The sequence below is a fragment of the Streptosporangium sp. NPDC048886 genome, assembly GCF_055586905.1.
The window spans coordinates 17,950-36,220 of record NZ_JBVJHH010000069.1; the positions used below are offsets into that span (position 1 = coordinate 17,950).

General features: G+C 67.3%; 8 protein-coding genes. 4 read left to right on the top strand and 4 right to left on the bottom strand.

Going from position 1 to position 18,271, the window contains the following annotated elements:
- The first annotated feature begins 1,066 nt into the window (after window positions 1-1,066).
- The 3 genes from ACZ6R6_RS46165 to ACZ6R6_RS46175 all read left to right on the top strand — a co-directional run bounded on the left by ACZ6R6_RS46165 (window position 1,067) and on the right by ACZ6R6_RS46175 (window position 14,322).
- Window positions 1,067-10,618, top strand: coding sequence for an RHS repeat-associated core domain-containing protein (locus tag ACZ6R6_RS46165; RefSeq protein ID WP_470103543.1), 9,552 nt, complete (start codon window positions 1,067-1,069; stop codon window positions 10,616-10,618).
- A gap of 22 nt (window positions 10,619-10,640) precedes the next feature.
- Window positions 10,641-12,056: a WD40 repeat domain-containing protein gene (locus ACZ6R6_RS46170; protein WP_470103545.1), complete on the top strand. Its 1,416-nt coding sequence runs from the start codon at window positions 10,641-10,643 to the stop codon at window positions 12,054-12,056.
- 307 nt (window positions 12,057-12,363) lie between these two features.
- Window positions 12,364-14,322, top strand: a complete 1,959-nt coding sequence (locus ACZ6R6_RS46175) for a prolyl oligopeptidase family serine peptidase (protein ID WP_470103547.1) — start codon at window positions 12,364-12,366, stop codon at window positions 14,320-14,322.
- A gap of 242 nt (window positions 14,323-14,564) precedes the next feature.
- Here ACZ6R6_RS46175 and ACZ6R6_RS46180 read toward each other — a convergent pair whose 3' ends face one another.
- From ACZ6R6_RS46180 to ACZ6R6_RS46190, 3 genes are all read right to left on the bottom strand, one after another.
- On the bottom strand, window positions 14,565-15,119 hold the full coding sequence (locus tag ACZ6R6_RS46180) for a hypothetical protein (RefSeq protein ID WP_470103548.1): 555 nt from the start codon (window positions 15,117-15,119) through the stop codon (window positions 14,565-14,567).
- A 336-nt stretch (window positions 15,120-15,455) separates the two neighbouring features.
- Window positions 15,456-16,163, bottom strand: coding sequence for a transposase (locus ACZ6R6_RS46185; protein ID WP_470103549.1), 708 nt, complete (start codon window positions 16,161-16,163; stop codon window positions 15,456-15,458).
- Window positions 16,153-16,518, bottom strand: a complete 366-nt coding sequence (locus tag ACZ6R6_RS46190; RefSeq protein WP_470103551.1) for an IS110 family transposase — start codon at window positions 16,516-16,518, stop codon at window positions 16,153-16,155. Before ACZ6R6_RS46190 ends, ACZ6R6_RS46185 begins: the two co-directional genes overlap by 11 nt.
- Window positions 16,519-17,146: 628 nt before the next feature.
- Between ACZ6R6_RS46190 and ACZ6R6_RS46195 the strand changes: the two genes are divergently transcribed.
- Window positions 17,147-17,707, top strand: a complete 561-nt coding sequence (locus tag ACZ6R6_RS46195; protein WP_470103552.1) for a hypothetical protein — start codon at window positions 17,147-17,149, stop codon at window positions 17,705-17,707.
- A gap of 134 nt (window positions 17,708-17,841) precedes the next feature.
- Here ACZ6R6_RS46195 and ACZ6R6_RS46200 read toward each other — a convergent pair whose 3' ends face one another.
- On the bottom strand, window positions 17,842-18,003 hold the full coding sequence (locus ACZ6R6_RS46200) for an HAD hydrolase-like protein (protein WP_470103553.1): 162 nt from the start codon (window positions 18,001-18,003) through the stop codon (window positions 17,842-17,844).
- Between the last annotated feature and the right edge of the window lie 268 nt (window positions 18,004-18,271).

Genomic DNA, 18,271 nt, shown 5'->3' on the forward strand with positions numbered 1-18,271 from the left:
GCCGACATCGCGGACTCGTTCCGCGGGGCCGCGCCGGATCTGGTCGCCCAAAGCTCACCGCTGTCGGCAGCATCAGCTTCACTGGCGGGTTCGATTTAACCCGTCTAAACCCCAGAATAGCGAGTGTGATCTACGTCATAGTTTGAAAAGATACGCCCCTCGCCAGCTGTGTTCATATCGGAACGTCGTTGCGCATTCCCGCCCCCGCCAAGATCGGCCCCGTCGCCGTCTATGCCGACATCGGCCACTCCGCTATACAAGGGGTGATCTTCTTTATGTGGAACTTACGGCGGGCAACGGGGCTTACACATCTTTATGCCGAGGGGACCTGACGCGGCAGGATTGGTGACGCATGACGCTTTCGCGTGCGCAGATTCGGACAACTGGCGTGATGGGACGCAGTAGTTTTGGCCTGAACTCAAAAAATTCGGGCCGCCGGTCGGCGCGGACAGCATTGGTCGTACTGGTCGCGTTGATCCCCAGTCTCATTCAGCTGGCGATTCAGCCTGTAGCGGCGGACCCCGTACGGGCGCGTTTGGACATTCCTCCGTCGTCACCCTCCGGTTCCTCCAGCAGTGTCCCGGTTCAGCTCTCTGGAACCGCCCGCGACCTTCCTCACCTCGTCGGCCCTGAGGCCACACGGTCCGATGCGGCGGCCGACGGCCCCGCCTCCGATAAAGGTAAGCGCCCGAAGAACGCCTTGCCGCTGGAGAAGGGCCATGAGGTTTCAGAGGAGCCGGCAAAAGGCGGACTTGAAACTCCGCCGCCACTGCCATGGGTGACCGACGCGCCGGATGCAGCAGATACCTCCGACGCCATGCATGGATCGAAAGCCGCCCAGGCGCAGAGTCTCGGCCTGAGAAGGTTGTCTCCGGCGAAGGCGGAGAAGGTCTCCGCCGTCAGAGTGCACCAGCCGGCCTCGGCCACAATCGCAGCAACAAGAACGGGGAATGCGAAGTCCGCGGCGACCGCATCCGAGCCGTCGGTGGTGGATGTGGATTCTTCTGGGCAGCTGGCGTCGGGGCTGTGGACGTATTCGAATACGACCCCGGATTTCAACGCCTGGGTGAGCGACCCCGACAACCGGTATGTGGGGTTGAAGGTCGAGATCGAGCACGACCCGTCGGCGGCGGGACAGGGCAGCGGACTGATCTGGACAGGCCAGTCCACCCAGAGCTACGGCCAGGGGACCGGGAGGGCTTTCACTCCCGTGGTGCCGGCGGGGAGAATGAAGGACGGCTGGCTGATCCGCTGGCGGGTACGCGGCCTGGCTTCCACCTACTCCAACCTTTCCGGCACTCTCGTGGCCGGCCCGTGGTCGGAATGGCAGGCCGGGAAGATCGACACGAGTAAGCCGACGGTGGTGGATGTGGATTCTTCTGGGCAGCTGGCGTCGGGGCTGTGGACGTATTCGAATACGACCCCGGATTTCAACGCCTGGGCAAGTGATGCCGATGACCGGTATGTGGGGTTGAAGGTCGAGATCGAGCACGACCCGTCGGCGGCGGGACAGGGCAGCGGACTGATCTGGACAGGCCAGTCCACCCAGAGCTACGGCCAGGGGACCGGGAGGGCTTTCACTCCCGTGGTGCCGGCGGGCAAACTACAGGACGGCTGGCTGATCCGCTGGCGAGTGCGCGGCCTGGCTTCGACCTACTCGGACCTGTCAGGAACGTTGACACCGGGCCCGTGGTCGGAATGGCAGGCCGGAAAGATCGACACCTCGAAGCCGTCGGTGGTGGATGTGGAATCGTCTGGGCAGCTGGCGTCGGGGCTGTGGACGTATTCGAATACGACCCCGGATTTCAACGCCTGGGTGAGCGACCCCGACAACCGGTATGTGGGGTTGAAGGTCGAGATCGAGCACGACCCGTCGGCGGCGGGACAGGGCAGCGGACTGATCTGGACAGGCCAGTCCACCCAGAGCTACGGCCAGGGAACCGGGCGGGCTCACACCCCCGTGGTGCCGGCGGGCAAACTACAGGACGGCTGGCTGATCCGCTGGCGGGTACGCGGCCTGGCCTCCACCTACTCCAACCTTTCCGGCACTCTCGTGGCCGGCCCGTGGTCGGAATGGCAGACCGGGAAGACCGACACCTCGAAGCCGTCGGTGGTGGATGTGGAATCGTCTGGGCAGCTGGCGTCGGGGCTGTGGACGTATTCGAATACGACCCCGGATTTCAACGCCTGGGTGAGCGACCCCGACAACCGGTATGTGGGGTTGAAGGTCGAGATCGAGCACGACCCGTCGGCGGCGGGACAGGGCAGCGGACTGATCTGGACAGGCCAGTCCACCCAGAGCTACGGCCAGGGGACCGGGCGGGCTCACACCCCCGTGGTGCCGGCGGGCAAACTACAGGACGGCTGGCTGATCCGCTGGCGGGTACGCGGCCTGGCCTCCACCTACTCCAACCTTTCCGGCACTCTCGTGGCCGGCCCGTGGTCGGAATGGCAGACCGGGAAGATCGAGGTTAACAAGCCTGCCGGAAGTGGGTTGGGCGTAACACCTGCTACGCAGGGGACGGGACTGTGGACCCTGTCGTCTCTGACGCCACAGTTCTACATGAGAGTGACTTCGGCGAACGGGGCGGCCTCTTACCTCGGTGCGGAGGTTGAGCATGATCCGTCGGCGGCGGATCAGGGCAGCGGGCCGATCTGGGTGGGCAAGGGCTCGACGGCGTACGCGTCCGGCTCGAACGCCTGGGTTCAGGTTCCGGCCGGGAAGCTCACGGATGGCTGGTCGGTGCGGTGGCGGGTCCAGGGTGTGACCACATCCGGGGTGAAGGGACCGTGGTCGGAGTGGCAGACGGCGAAGGTGGACCTGAAGAAGCCGTCGGCGGCCGGCCTGGGGATGACGCCCGCTACTGAGGGCTCGGGGTTGTGGACGCTGTCGTCGGTGACGCCGTGGGTCTACGCCAAGGTGACGGACCCGGAGAACCGGGCGTCGTACCTGGGCGTCGAGGTGGAGCACGACCCGTCGGCGACGGGCCAGGGCTCGGGGCAGATATACGCGGGCACGGGCACGACGTCATACAGCACCGGCTCGAAAGCCTGGGTGCAGATCCCGTCGGCCAAGCTCAGCGACGGCTGGCTGGTGCGGTGGCGGGTCCAGGGTGTGACCACATCCGGGGTGAAGGGACCGTGGTCGGAGTGGCAGACGGCGAAGGTGGACCTGAAGAAGCCGTCGGTGGCCGGCCTGGGCATGGACCCGGCCGTCCGGGGAACGGCGTCGTGGACGGCCGCCACCCTGACACCGTGGCTGTACGCCACCGTCACCGACCCGGAGAACCGGGCGTCGTACCTGGGCGTCGAGGTGGAGCACGACCCGTCGGCGACGGGCCAGGGCTCGGGGCAGATCTACGCGGGCACGGGCACGACGTCGTACGCGACGGGCACCAAGGCGTGGATGGAGACCCCGCCCGACAAGCTGAAGGACGGCTGGCTGATCCGCTGGCGGGTGCGGGCCGTCACCGTTTCCGGCGTGCAGAGCGCCTGGTCGGACTGGCAGTTCGCCAAGGTCAGCGCGCTCCCCTTCGAGACGTTCTCGCCGGCGAACAACACCCAGGTCGGCACGTTGACGCCGACCCTGTCAGCGCACGCGCGACCGTTGAACGAGGGTCCCGTCGTCTACTGGTTCCAGGTCTGCGCGGGCAAGCAACCCACCTGGACCTGGTGCGAGAGCTCGCCCACCTGGGAGAGGTCCGGCACCTGGACGGTTCCCGAAGACAAGCTGAAGTGGGGCGAGACGTACTACTGGTCAGCCAAGGCGGCGACGGGCTCGACCACGGTGACCTCCTCCTGGCGGACGTTCACCCCGGTCCCGGAGCAGGGCACGATCAACGCGCTGCTGGCCTCGGGCACCGACGGCCGGGCGTTCAACCACTCGACGGGCAACTACGCTCAGGCCGAGACGGACGTGGCGGTGGCCGTGACCGGGCCGCCCCTGTCGGTGGTGCGCACCTACAACAGCCTCGACCTGCGCAGCGCGGGGGCGTTCGGCACGGGCTGGTCGACCCGATGGGACATGCGGATCGAGCCCGAGCCGCTGACCAAGACGCTGCTGATCACCTACCCCGGCGGTGAACAGCTGCGCTTCGCCGCCAGGAGCGACGGCACGTACGCCTCGCCGTCGGGCACGCACGCCACCCTGGCCGCCCTGTCGGAGGGCGGCTGGCGGCTGATGGACAAGTCGGCCACCTCGTACTGGTTCGACGCGAGCGGCCGCCTCACCAAGGTCACCGACCACCGCAACCGCAGCCAGGAGCTGACCTACGGCGCGGACGGCAAGCTGGCCAAGGCCACGGGCACCGGCGGCAGGTCGCTGACGTTCACCTGGACAGGCGGCCACGTGACCGGCGTGTCCACCGACCCCGTCAACGGCACGCCCCTGACATGGACCTACACCTACGACGGCGACAAGCTGGTGAAGGTCTGCCCACCGAGCACCGGCACCGCCTGCGCGGTCTACACCTACGGTGACGCCTCCCGCTACCGCAGCGCCGTCCTGGATTCGGGTCCCGAGGGCTACTGGCGGCTCGATGAGACGGCCACCGCCACCGGAACCAGGATCGCCAACTCCTCCCCGATCCTCGGCTCGGAGGAGGCCAAGCTCACCGGCACCACGGCCGACGCCACGAGCGTCCCCGGCTCGCTCACCGGCTCGCCGGACACCGCGCTGCGCTTCAAGGGCACCGCGGGCTCCACGTACGTCGCGCTCCCGCAGGCCACGATCAGCGGTCAGGGCGGCCATCTCGCGGTGGAGGCGTGGTTCAGGACCACCGGCTCCGGCACGGTCATCGGCTACCAGAACTCGGCGACCAACACCCCCACGGCCTTCACCCCCGGTCTGTACGTCGGCACGGACGGCAAGCTGCGCGGCCAGTTCTACACGGACAGGTCCGCGCCGATCACCTCGTCCGGCCCGGTCAACGACGGGAACTGGCACCACGTGGTGCTCTCCGGCGCTGACGACTCCCAGACCCTTTACCTGGACGGTCAAGCCATCGGCACGCTGGCCGGGAAGATCACCCACGTCGGCCAGTGGGAGACACGGATCGGCGCGGGCTTCGGCTCGTCGGCCTGGCCCGCCACCACGAGCTCCCCCGCGGCCTTCCCGTTCGCGGGTGACATCGACGAGGTAGCCGTGTACGGCAAGCCGCTCGGCGCGCAGGCCGTCAGGATCCACTACGCGGCCCGCCAGCCGCAACCGCAGCTGACCAAGGCCGTCGCGCCCTCGGGCCGGACGGAGGCGGAGAACGTCTACGCCGCCGATGGCGGACGCCTGACCCAGCACACGGACGTCAACGGCGGCGGGTGGAAGCTGTCGGCGCCGGTCTACGCGAAGGAGACCACGGTCTACACCTCGGCCACGACCACGGTGACCGACCCGCACGGCGGGACGCTGACGTACGTGGACGACGTCTCGCGCGGCAACCAGCAGATCTCCACGACCGACCAGCTCGGCAAAACCACCCGCTACACCTACGACGTAGGCGGGTACCCCGCCAAGATCTTCGACCCGAACGGCAACGTCGTCGAGACGGCGTTCAACACCCGCGGCAACCTGCTGTCCAAGAAGACGTGCCGGACGGCGGACAGCTGCTCCAGCGAGTACTTCTCCTACTCCCTCAACATCGACAACCCCTTCGACCCGCGTAACGACCTGAAGACCGGGCACCGGGACGCCCGCTCGGCGTCGGCGACCGACGAGGCGTACCAGACCTCATGGTCGTACAACGCCTTCGGCGAGGAGACCTCGCACACCACACCACCCACGCAGGACTTCCCGCAGGGCCGCTCGACGGCGAAGGCGTACACCGACGGCAGCGAGCCCGCCGTCGGCGGCGGCCTCACCCCGGCCGGTCTGGTGAGGTCCAGCAAGGACTTCAAGGGCAACGAGACCACCTACGCCTACACCGCCGCCGGCGACCTGGCGACAGAGACCGGCCCGACCGGCCTGGTCAAGAAGTACGAGCACGACGCGCTCGGCCGGCTGGTCGCGCAGACCGAGATCTCGAAGGCGTTCCCCGGCGGCGTCAAGACGACGATCACCTATGACGGGCTGGGCAAGGTCACCTCCCGTACGGGTACCGGCGTCAAGAACGACGTCACCGGGGTCACGCACACCTCGCAGTGGACCGGCACCTACGACGCGGACGGGCTGCCGCTGACCGAGTCTGTGGCCGACCTGACCGGCGGAGACGCCAAGCGCACCACCGTCTACGCCTACGACGCCTACGGCCGGGTGGAGAGCATCACCGGCCCGGAAGGCGGCGTGCAGCGATTCGCCTACGACCACAAGGGCCAGAAGACCAGCTTCACCGACGAGCGCGGCACGACCTACCACTACGGCTACACACCGCGCGGCGAGCTGGCCACGACCACGCTCAAAGGCTGGACCGGCAGCCCGGTCAGCCCGCAGCCGGCCACTGACGTGGTCATGAGTTCCATGGCCTACGACCCGGCCGGGCGGCTGGCCTCGCAGACCGACGCGATGGGGCGTACCACCGCCTACACCTACTTCGCCGACAACCTCCTGGCCGAGAAGATCGCCAAGGGCGCCCGGCTGAACGGCTCGGCCACGCCCAGAGACCTGGTGCTGGAGTCCAAGCTCTACGACGCCGCGGGCAACCTCATCCGCCAGACCACCGGCAACGGCACGCTGCGGGTGGACGCCACCTACGACGCCGCCCGGCGTCTCGTCTCCCAGACGGTGGATCCGGGCAAGCTGAACCGGGTCACCACCGCCGCGTACGACGCCAACGACAACGTGGTCAAGGTCAGCCTGACCGCGGCGGGCACCGACCGTACCGAGATCACCGAGTACGCCTACGACGCCGCCAACAAGCCCGTCCGCCAGACCGTGCACAACGACGGGCAGGACCTGGTCACCACCTTCACCGTGGACGACCGCGGCCTGGTCACCGAGGTGACCGACCCGCGCGGAAACGCCTCGGGCGCCGACCCCGCGTTCACCCTCACCGTGACCTACGACGCGGCCGGCCTGCCCACCCGGATCCAGCTGCCGCCGGTCACGGTGGAGCGCGCCGGCACCGCCGCGTCCACCCTGCGGCCGACCACCAAGCTGGGCTACAACGCCTTCGGCGACAGGACACACCAGGTCGACGCCGAAGGCCGTACCACGACCTCCACGCTGGACCGGGCCGGCCGGATCGTCGAGCAGGTCTTCCCCGCTTACACGCCGCCCGGCGGCCAGCCGATCACGCCCAAGGCGAGCGCCGGATACGACGCCGCGGGCCAGCTGTTCAGCTCCACGGACCGGCGCGGCCAGACCACCACCGCCGTCTACGACGCGCTCGGCCGCAAGGTGCAGGTCACCGCGCCCAAGGCAGGCGCCGCGCCGGCCGGGGTCTGGAACTACGGCTACGACCTGCTGGGGGAGGCCCTGTGGACCGCCGACCCCACGGGGACGCGCTCGGAGTCCACCTATGACGACCTCGGCCGCCAGATCACCCTGACCACCATCGAGCGCAAGCCGTCACCGGCGGCCTACGTCACCAGGATGGAGTACGACGACGCCGACCGGGTGACCAAGACCATCCGGCCAACTGGCGACGCGAGCACGCGGGCGTACGACGTCACCGGCGCGCTCACCGCGCACGCCGACGCGCTGGGCAACACCACCACCTTCGCCTACGACCTGGCCGGGCGGCCCGTCAGGACGACCAACCCACTGGGCCTGTCCACCACGGCCGCCTACGACCTGGCCGGCAGGAAGACCCGGACTCGGGAACTGGACGCCGACGGCGCGACGCTGCGCACCAGGACGTCCGGCTACGACCTGGCCGGCAACCCGATCAGCCAGACGTCGGCGGAGGGCCACACCGTCAACCGGGTGTTCGACGCCGCGAACCGGCTGGTCGAACTGCACGAGCCGGTCTCGGCCACCGAGAAGATCACCAGCACCTTCGGCTACGACGCCACCGGCGGTCAGACCCGCTCCACCGACGGGCGGGGGAACGCCACCTACACCACCTACAACAGCCTTGGCCTGATCGAGTCGGTCATCGAGCCCAGCACCGCCGCGCACCCGGATCCAGCCGACCGGACCTGGACGACCGGCTACGATGCCGCGGGCAACCCGGTCACCGGCCTCATCCCCGGCGGCGTCCGCGTCGACCGCGTCTTCGACGAGCTGAACCGGCTGGTCAAGCAGTCGGGCAGCGGCGCCGAGGCGGCCACCGAGGACAAGACCTTCGGCTACGACCTGGCCGGACGACTGGTCGCCGCGAACGACCTGAGCTTCACCCTGAACGACCGCGGCCTGCTGTTGAAGACCGCCGGTGCGGGCGGCGACATCAACGCCTACGCCTACGACGCCAACAACCGGCTCGCCCAGCGCGTCGACATCACCGGCACGTCCACCTTCACCTGGGACGACGCCGACCGGCTGACCCAGTCGGTGGACCCGGTCAGCGCCGCCACGATCGACTACGCCTATGACAAGGCCTCGCGCCTCACGTCCATGGCCTACGGCGCCGGCGGGGCCCGGCGCAGCTACACCTACGACTCGCTGAACCGCCTGACCAAGGACAATCTCACCACGTCGTCGAACAGCCCGATCGCCTCGATCGAGTACGGCTATGACCTCGACGACAACATGACCTCCAAGGCCACCTCCGGCACGGCGGGCGCCGGGACCAACACCTACGCCTACGACTGGTCCAACCGGCTGACCTCCTGGACCGCCCCCGGTGGCGCCAAGACCGACTACGGATGGGACGCCGCGGGCAACCGCGTCCGGGCCGGCGACAAGACCTTCACCTACGACGAACGCAACCGGCTCACCGCGGGTGACGGCCACACCTACACCTACACGGCGCGCGGCACGCTGAGCGAGGACTCCAGCGGCATGGTCAGCATCGCCAAGTTCGACGCCTTCGACCGCCTCGTCAACGACGACGCCGTCACCTACGACTACGACGCACTCGACCGGGTCGAGACCCGCGCCCAGGGCGGGCAGACCGCCCGCCACGTCTACGACGGCCTGACCAACAATCTCGTGGCCGTCACCGACGCCGCCAACGTCAAGAAGGCGAGCTTCGGCCGCGACGCCCTCGGCCGCACCCTTGGCATCAGTGACGGCGCCGGCGCCCAGCTGGCCTTCTCCGACCTGCGCGGAGACCTGGTCGGCGCCTTCACCGCAGCTGGGACGGCGCTGGTGGACTCCGTGGCCTACGACCCCTTCGGCGAGGTACTCACCCGTACCGGCGCCACGCACGCGCTCGGATACCAGGGCGGCTACACCGACCCCAGCACAGGCAAGGTCAACATGGCGGCCCGCTGGTACCAGCCGAGCACGGGCAGCTTCGTCTCCCGCGACACCCTCACCCAGAACCCCGACCCCAGCGTGCAGCTCAACCGCTACGCCTACGCCAACGACAACCCGCTCACCAACGTCGACCCCGACGGCCACAAGGCCAAGACGACCAAGACGACCAAGACGAAGACGACTTCGAAGGCGAAGACGTTGTCCGGGAACTCCCTGAACAGCGCCAAGTGCCCCAAGGGTGCCAAGAAGGGCAAGGGCGCGATCTGTGGCGACGCGGCCGGCGAGTACAAGGACTGCAGGAAGGGGAAAAACGGCGCGGGGATCTGCCAGGACATGAAGGACGACTACGTCGGCTGCCGCAACGAGAAGCGAGCTGGGAACTACAAGGCCAACCACGGCATCTGCTCAGAGTTCGCGGACCAGTACCTGGTATGCCGTAAGGGAAGCGACTACTACAGCGGGCAGAGCCACGATGTCTGCGGCGGTGCGGGCAGGGAGGTCCGTCGCTGCCAGTACGGAGAGCTCGGCGGCGCGCGAGAAGGATACGGCCAGTCGACCGGAGTCTGCGGAAACGTGCGATTCGACTACTACTCGTGCCGCGCGGACAAAAGGGGCGACGATCCCGGATGCAGCACCTTCTCCGAAGTCAGCTACAAATGCGCACGGCACAGCAACGTCCAGTGCAACGACCTGGAGGGCAAGTTCCTCTCGTGCTACAAGGGCGGCAGAGGAGGATCGGCGAACGAATGCGCCTTCGGCGTGAACATGCTGGTCCATTGCCGCGACAGCGCGAACAGGGGATTCTTCCAGGACAAGAACACCTGTAACAACACCTGGAAGACCTTCACCAAGGAATGCCAGGGATCGCGCGGCCTCAATGGCGCGAACTGCACCAAGGGCGAGAGCTGGCAGGACGTTTCCTACGCGATCTGCGAGAAGCGTGAGCACGGTCACGCGTGCGTGACCTACATCAGCCCGCAGGACGGGTTGGAGATCGACAAGGGCGGCGATCTGCCTATGGTGCTCGTGACCGCCGGGCTCGACATCTGCGCGGCCGTGATGGGCCCGTCCAAGCCAGAGGTCGGCATGGGCTGTGGTATCGCGAAAGCGGTGATCGACATCGTCAACGGCATCATCGAGGAGATCGAACAGAGCGCGATCAGCGCTGCGCTCAGCGGAAGCAGAGAACACGGTGAGTCGGGAGGCATTCAGGTGCTCACCGTGACCTATGACTGCGCGATCAGCACCTCGACCCGCCAGTACGGCCCCGGCGACTGCGGCCCACACCACGAGCGCGTCCTGCGAAAGGAATATGCGTCATTGTGAGCCGGACAGTTTGGAGACCGAGATGAATGACCTGGCCGGAGCCCGGCGAGTGGACCCGCGAGGCGGCCCCCGCTGGAGAACGTGCGCGATCGTGCTCGCCGCGCTCCTGGCCGCCTCCTTGGTCGTCACAGGTCTCGTGTGGCAGCGTGAGCAGGACGGGGCTTCGGCTCGGGAGCGCGTCGCGCTGGCGCGTGGGCTCGCTCTCCACGCCGCGGAACTGCGCGACACCGACCCCGGCATGGCCCGGAAGCTCGGCCTGGCCGCAGTCAAGATCCATTCTGACGGGCAGACCCGGGCAGGGCTGATCGACACGCTGGTCGAGGAAGGCGGCAATGTCCTCACCTCGGACGCGTCCAGCGAGGTGGCGCTGAGCGGCGATGGACGGATCGCCCTGACCGGTGACGGCGACGAGGTGGGCGTATGGGACCTCAGGACCTGGCTCGACCCCAAGATCGTCGAAAAGGCTCCTCGGCTCGCCGCGTTGAAAGGTCACAAGGAGGACGTGGGCGCGGTCGCGCTGACCTTCGACGGGCGGACCGCGCTGACCGGCGACGACGACGGCGCCACGATCGTGTGGAATCTCACCGATCCGGCCAAGCCGGTCCGGGACGCCATGTTGGCGGGCGAGAAGAACGCCGAGTACGCCAACAGCGTGCAGGCGGTGGCATTGTCGCGTGACGGCCGCACGGCAGCGGTCGCCGACCTCGACGGCAATGTGACCGTGTGGGATCTGACCGACCGGTCTCGTCCGGCGCGCCTGTCGGTGACGAGAACGCACGCCTCCATCCGCGACCTCGGACTCAGCACGGACGGCCGGACCGCCGTCACCATGGACAGCGACGGGGCGGTGACGGTATGGGACCTCGCCGATCCCTCGCGTCCGGTCACCTCGGCCGGCCCGGCCTCTCCCGCGAAGTCCCCAGCGATGGCGATGGCCGCGGATGGGCGGACCCTCCTCGTCGGGAACGCGCATCGGGCCGAGGCCTGGAACCTCGATGACCGGTCGCGTCCGGTCCGGACGGCTGTGCTCGATGTGCCCCTCACTGACATGTACGACATGGCTCTGACCCCTGATGGCAGAACCGCCCTGCTGGCCGGACCGAGTGGTTCCGGGATCCTCTGGGACCTCTCTGCCCCGTCCAGGCCGGCCCGGCTGGCCGCGCTGAAGGGGTACACACGGGAGATCGACTCAGTGGCTCTCAGCGCCGACAGCGGTGTCGCTCTGACGGCCGGCCCCGGTGGGGTCTCCCTGTGGGACCTCGGGGACCTCGCCGAGATCGTCACCGATCCGGAGGGGGCCGCTTGCCACGGTCACACCAACACGGAGATCAGCAAGGCGGACTGGGCCCGTTACGCGGGCGGCGCGGACTGGTCGGACTACGCGAGAGAGGGCTTGGACGGCCTTGCCGTCTGCTTCATCAGCCCGGGCTCCACGTAAGCCCCGCGCACGAGCGTCTCCGCCCCAGCGCCCCGCACAGGCGGCCCCGTCACCGGCTCCAGCCGTCTCGCCGCAGGCCGGAAACCTGGCGGGTCAGAACATCGAGATCTGATCCGCCATGACGACCGACCTGCGGTGATCTCTTAGAAGGCGTTCTGAGCTGGACTTTTGGCGTTCACTGGTTCTCATCGTTTCGCGCTGCTTCTCGTGCCCATGTGCCCTGGGTGTGCCCTGCCCTTCATGCCAGTTCACATGAGAACTGGCATGATCCATATCCCGCTATGGCAGGAATGGAAGGGCACTCTGTATGAGCGAAAGCGCACCGGAGTTGACCGCTGAGCTGATCGTGGACAGCGCTGTGCCCCTGCATCCGGTGATCTCCCCGGACGGTCGCTGGGTCGCCTACGCGGTCACCACGACCGGAAGGCGGGAGGAGCACCCGACCAGCGCACTTTGGGTCACCGCCGCTGACGGGAGCTCATCCCCCAGGAAGCTGACCGCGGGGACGGCGAACGACTCCGTCCCGCGATGGGCGCCGGACTCGGCGTCGCTCTTCTTCGGGTCGGATCGGATGGAGCGGGGCGTCCCCCAACTGCATCGGATATCGCTCGACGGCGGGGAGGCCGAGGCCCTGACCACCTGGAAGGGTGGGATCTCCGACTATCTCCCGCTCGGCGACGCCCACGTGGTCGCCGTGGTCGCCGTGGATGAGCCGACCGAGGAGGACGAGCGGAGGAAGACCGAGCGCGACGACGCGCAGGTGTGGGGAGAGCGAGTGCCCTACGGCCGGTTACGGCTGCTCGACCTCGGCACGCGCGAGCTCCGGGTGGTGGACGGACTCGGCAACAGGCACGTCGTCGAAGTGGTCCAGCGACCGGACGGCGGCCCCTTGGCGGTCATCAGCTGGGCCTGCCCGGAGATCGATCCCGGCACTTCCACCGCCGAGTTGCACGTGGTCGATCCTGCTACCGGCGCGGTCCACGATCTCGGCCGGATCGAGTTTGAGGCGTCCTCGCCGACCTGGTGGAACCTTCACGACGTCTGGCATGTGGCCTACCTGGCGGTGACCCCGCCCGGCCCGGTCGGCGGCCTGGCCGTCTTCGACGTCACCGTGCCCGCAGCCGATACCGCGGGCGAGCATCGCAACCTGACCGCGGGCATGGCCGTCTGCCCGACCGAGTTGGTGCAGGCCGCGGATGGCCCTCCGCTGGCGCTGTTCGCCGACGGACTCGACACCGCGATCTACCGGCTCGATCCCGGCCTGCAGCGCTTCGGGCACATGTCCACGCGGGACGGCAGTGTCGATTCGCTCACGGTGAGCCGCTCGGGTGAGGCGGTCGCCGCGCTGGCGAGCACGGCCTACGAGCCGATGAACGTTCACGCCGGCCCTCCCGGCGGTCGGCTGGTCCGGCTCAGCGACACCAGGCCGGAGCTGCGCGCGGTCAGGTGGGGAACCCAGGAACGTCTCTCCTACAAGGCATCCGACGGGCTCGACCTCGACGGGCTCTTGATCCTGCCGGCGGGCAAGCGCCGACAGGACGGCCCGTTCCCGCTCATCACCCTGGTGCACGGCGGTCCCGATGATCGGTACGCCGACGAGCTCAATCTCGGCTCATACCCCTCGGGACAGTGGCTCGCGACCGCGGGATATGCGGTTTTCCTGCCCAACCCGCGAGGCGGCACGGGACATGGCCACGCGTTCGCGGTGGCGGTCGCGGGCCAGGTCGGCATGGACGAATGGACCGACATCATCAGCGGGATCGACCTGCTGATCGCCGACGGGGTCGCGGATCCGGATCGGCTCGGAATCGGCGGAGGGAGCCACGGCGGATTCATGGCCGCGTGGGCGATCGGGCAGACCAATCGGTTCAAGGCCGCGCTGATGGGCGCCGGGATCAGCGACTGGGGAATGCAGGCCGCGACCGGCGAACTGGGAACCTATGAATCAGGGCTCGGCGGCAGTGTCGGCTGGGAGGGACCTGGCCCGCACCGCCACGACCGGCTCAGCCCGATCTCGTTCGCCTCGAAGGTCCGCACCCCGGTTTTGATCCTGCACGGGGAGAACGACACGAATGTGCCGCTCGGTCAGGCGACGTTCTTCCATCGTGCGCTGCGTCACTTCGGCGTCGAGCACGAGTTCGTCGTCTACCCGCGAGAGGGACATGCGATCAGGGAGCGCAATCACCAGATCGATCGACTCCGGCGTACTCGCGCATGGTTCGACCGATGGCTTGGTGACCCGGTATCGGATCAGAACCGGATCTGACCCAGCCGCCCCGTCCCCACAGAGTAGGTTCGCCGCCTCCGGTGTGACCTCGGTGGTGCCTGAGCAAGGTCGCCGGCTTCGAGGTACCGAGGGCCGGGGCGCCAGCCGTTAATGTTGGTCATTCTCGTTCCGACTGCGCCGCCCCGGCCTTGACGGTTGCTGCCCGTAGGAGATCGTCTGCGTGGGCCTGCGTTGCTGTACGACACTTGCCGTCAGCTGAGGCGGAGACCTCTGTCATGCGCTCAGTCGCGAACGGTGTAGCCGCCCTTGCTCAGGGGCAGGATCGGCGCCGTGCCCATGCAGATCGGCACTTCCTGCTCGAACCCGAGGACGGCCCAGCTCCAGCCGAGCCGGTCCCGCTTGCCTTCGTCGTCGACGGTGAACCCGACCCGCTTGCCGGCCGGGATCTCGATCTCCGCAGGGGACGCACTGACCTTCTCGATAACGCCGGTCGCCACCGCGACGTCTCCGCCGACGTTGAGGCAGTCGATCTTCCCCTGGAAATCCGCGAAGATCTTCCCGTCGGGGTACCAGTGCTGGACCCGGAAGGCGCCCTGGGACTCGGTGGCGAAGCCCTTGGCTTCGATAGCGAACCGGACCTTGTGCCCCTTCCACCCGGCCCCGAGGGTGTCGAGGGTACCCTCACCGGTACCGGACAGGAGGAAGTCCGGCAGCGCGGCGGGCTTCGGTCCGGGGTCGGCCTGTGCGGCCGGCGCGGTCGCTGTGAGTACGGCGAGCCCGGCGGCAAGCCCGGCGAGGGCGACACGGCTCCGGCGGGCCAGTCGTGTGATGGTCATCGAGAATCCCCCTTGATCTCAGCTGTTCGTAACACCACCAGGCTCGCGATCGGGGTGCCGCCGCCCCTCCCACCCGAGGGTGATCCCACTCCCCCTTACGTGGGAGTTCTCCCGGCCGGTGGCACGTCGGCGGAACGGGCCACTGCGGTCGCGGATCGGCCCCGGTTGGGAGCCCCGGGAAGTACGGGTGGCTCCAAGAGGGACTCCCAAAGAGGAGAAGTGACCGGGCGAACCGGGAAACGAAAAGGTCCCTGGAGGCGTAATACCTGCTCAGGGGCCTTCTTCGTGTGGCGCGGCCGAGAGGACTCGAACCCCTAACCTTCTGACGCTCCTATGTCAAGCGACTGCTTGGTGGGCTTGCGTCGGGGCGATGCCCCGGGCTTCAATGTCGGCGATCATGACGCGATAGACAACGTCTGACAGGTGTCGTTTGAGGACGCGCAGGCCGCCTTTGGTGGTGTCGTGATGGGTTTGCCGGCGGCGTTCCAGCAGTTGGCGGGCACCGGGGTGGCATCGGCTCTGGGTGAGGGCGATGCGGTGGAGGGCCGCGTTGAGCTGCCGGTTTCCGGCGCGGTTGAGCCGATAGACCTCGCTCTTGCCACTCCAGACCGGTATCGGAGCGGTGCCGTTATGCCGAGCGAACGCGGCGCTGGTCCGGAAACGGCGAATGTCACCGATCTCTCCCAGGAGCTTGGCAGCGGTCAACACGCTGACACCGGTCACGGCCAGGAGCCCGGTCGCGAGAGGCTCGACCAGCGCCTTGAGTTCGACTTCGACGGCGTTGGCCTGAGTCGACAGCAGGTCGATGTGCGTCAGTTGGGCGCAGGCGATCCGACGGGAGATGGTGTCGGGCAGGGCGGTGAGCTGGGCGGCCAGCCGGACGCGTGTGGCGCTGTGCGCCAAGGTGCGCCGAGCGGGTGCGAGATCGGGGGCCAGGTCGTGGAGCATCCAGCGGAACCGGTTGATCACCCGGGTGCGTTCCTTGATCAGCGCGTCGCGGTGATCGACCAGTAGCCGGATCGGGCGGGTGTGCTCATCCAGCACCGCCAGCGGCAGAGCTGCTCTCGCGCAGGGCCAGGCGGGCGATGGCCAGCGCGTCGATCGGGTCGGACTTGCCGTGCTCACGGCCGCCGCGGCGTTCTGCGGCCATCATCTTGGGCGGTACCGGGATCACCTTCTCGCCGGCGGCCAGCAGGTCGCGGACCAGATTGCCGGCCACATGCCGGACGTCTTCGACTGCCCAGACCCGATCGGCGGTGAGCTTGCCCGCCCAGGCCAGCAGCTGCAGATGCCCCTCCCGCCGGGCTGCGACGGTCCGTTCTGCCTTCCTGCGGCCCAGTTCATCCACCGCCACCGCGGTATGGGTCTGCTTGTGCGGGTCGATGCCGAACACCACCATGGAGATGTCTCCGTTCTTTGGGGGACATCTGGGCCGGGCGGCCGACATATCTCAATTGAGGGATCTACCAGGCTCCTATCAAGTCACGCCGCTCAGCCCGGATAAAGCCGGTGTTCAGGGTTCGTGGACACGTCAGAAGCAAGCCATCACGGCAGATCCGTAGTGAGTCACCCGAGCCCCTCCTCCGACAGCGAGTGTGTGCCGGCAGACCGACGACGTCGAGGAGGAGGTTCGACAAAGGAATGGACCTTTCCGCCCCCTCCCGCCGGCCAGCTCGCTGCGGAAGTAAGACTCAGCCTGACATTGAGATCCGTAGGCAAGGGCAAAGGCAAATGCCTCGTCAGCGGCGTCTCGCCCTACTCCGGCGGTAGATGCGGGTTGGTAGCGTGTGATCGCGTAAGACGGTGTTGCTGTATGGCGCTGCTGTATAGCAACTGCCCACCGTGTGTGGCCCTGACTTCTCATCGCCACTTGTTCCGCAAGGTCGCCATGGCCCGTATTACGTTGGAGAGGACGTCATCTGCGTCATGTTTGTGGTCGAACCACGTCCCGCAATCGGCCACCCACCCGCCGTTATCAAGAGTCGCGCTGTTGTGAACCATCCTGTTAACCGACGCGTCTAACTCGCATGGCGGAATGGTTTGCTACTGGTATAGCTGGCTTAGCTCTGTTCGTGTCCCTCGGGGCGGTCTGGTACGCACGAAAGTCCGCTAACGAGGCGGCCAAGCTGGCAAAGATCGAAGATGCCCGGCGCAGAGACGAGCTTGAGATACGTCACGCCACCCTTGCACCGATGATTCAAAATGGAATCCTCGCCGAGGTCGAAACATCGTCGCTCGGCAACGAATCGCTGTTCGGACGTTTCACCGTCGATGCCCCCAGGGACTACCGGGTTCATGCCAGGGCTTGGAATGGGATCTCTTACACGCCAATCACACTAGATCAGTTGGTTCGGGGCGGGCATCAAGTGCGGGTGCACATTGAGCACTGGCCCGACGATCGCAGTGAGCCGCAGACGAAGGAAATCCACTTCCGATTCTGGCCACCTTTGGAAGTCGACGACACTTCTCCATGGACCTGCCCATGCCGCAGGCCAGCAGTCGAGACAGCAGTTGGAACAGCGCATTGGGAATTACGAGTGCCAATCGCCTTCAAACCACCCATCAGACCGATGGTTAGCTGGGTGTAGTGCTGTACTGAGGACCAAAGGCGGGCATTAACCAGAGCGTACCTACCACTGCAGGTCAGATGCATGATCACGTGTCATTTCGAGCTTTCGGATTCGGTACAGCACTCTTCTCGGGGCACGGTGTGGATGTCTGGTCATCGCTCGGTGTGCAGTATCTCCAGGGCCTGGAGCACGTCAGCGACAACGTGATCAGCGCTGTGATCGTGGTCGGGCCACGTGCCTCGGTCGATCCAGATCGTACGTAGACCGACTGCGCATCCTCCGCCTATGTCGGCTACGGGGTGGTCGCCGACCATCCATCCCCCGTCGGCCAGCACCACGCCACAGTGCTTAGTGGGCGTTTTCTCCCTCTCTATAAGCTATCGCCCCATTTCGCCTCTTTCGAGAGGCTGTCAGTCTCGTATGGTTTTCGGTAGATACGCGAGCCAGCGCGTTCGGTTAAGCACCCGCCAGGCGCCGGTCTCGTACCGAAAATCCTGTCTCATTCCATGACCCGAGGCTTTGTCCTTACCACCCGGTGACGAACATCTCCGAAGGGCTGGGCGGCCGGCGCGCCACGCGATA

Excerpts from the sequence above, each read along its gene's own strand:
- ACZ6R6_RS46195 (WP_470103552.1), top strand. The coding sequence starts at position 17,147 with ATGGCGGAATGGTTTGCTACTGGTATAGCTGGCTTAGCTCTGTTCGTG.
- ACZ6R6_RS46190 (WP_470103551.1), bottom strand. The coding sequence starts at position 16,518 with ATGGTGGTGTTCGGCATCGACCCGCACAAGCAGACCCATACCGCGGTG.
- ACZ6R6_RS46180 (WP_470103548.1), bottom strand. The coding sequence starts at position 15,119 with ATGACCATCACACGACTGGCCCGCCGGAGCCGTGTCGCCCTCGCCGGG.
- ACZ6R6_RS46200 (WP_470103553.1), bottom strand. The coding sequence starts at position 18,003 with ATGGTCGGCGACCACCCCGTAGCCGACATAGGCGGAGGATGCGCAGTC.
- ACZ6R6_RS46175 (WP_470103547.1), top strand. The coding sequence starts at position 12,364 with ATGAGCGAAAGCGCACCGGAGTTGACCGCTGAGCTGATCGTGGACAGC.
- ACZ6R6_RS46170 (WP_470103545.1), top strand. The coding sequence starts at position 10,641 with ATGAATGACCTGGCCGGAGCCCGGCGAGTGGACCCGCGAGGCGGCCCC.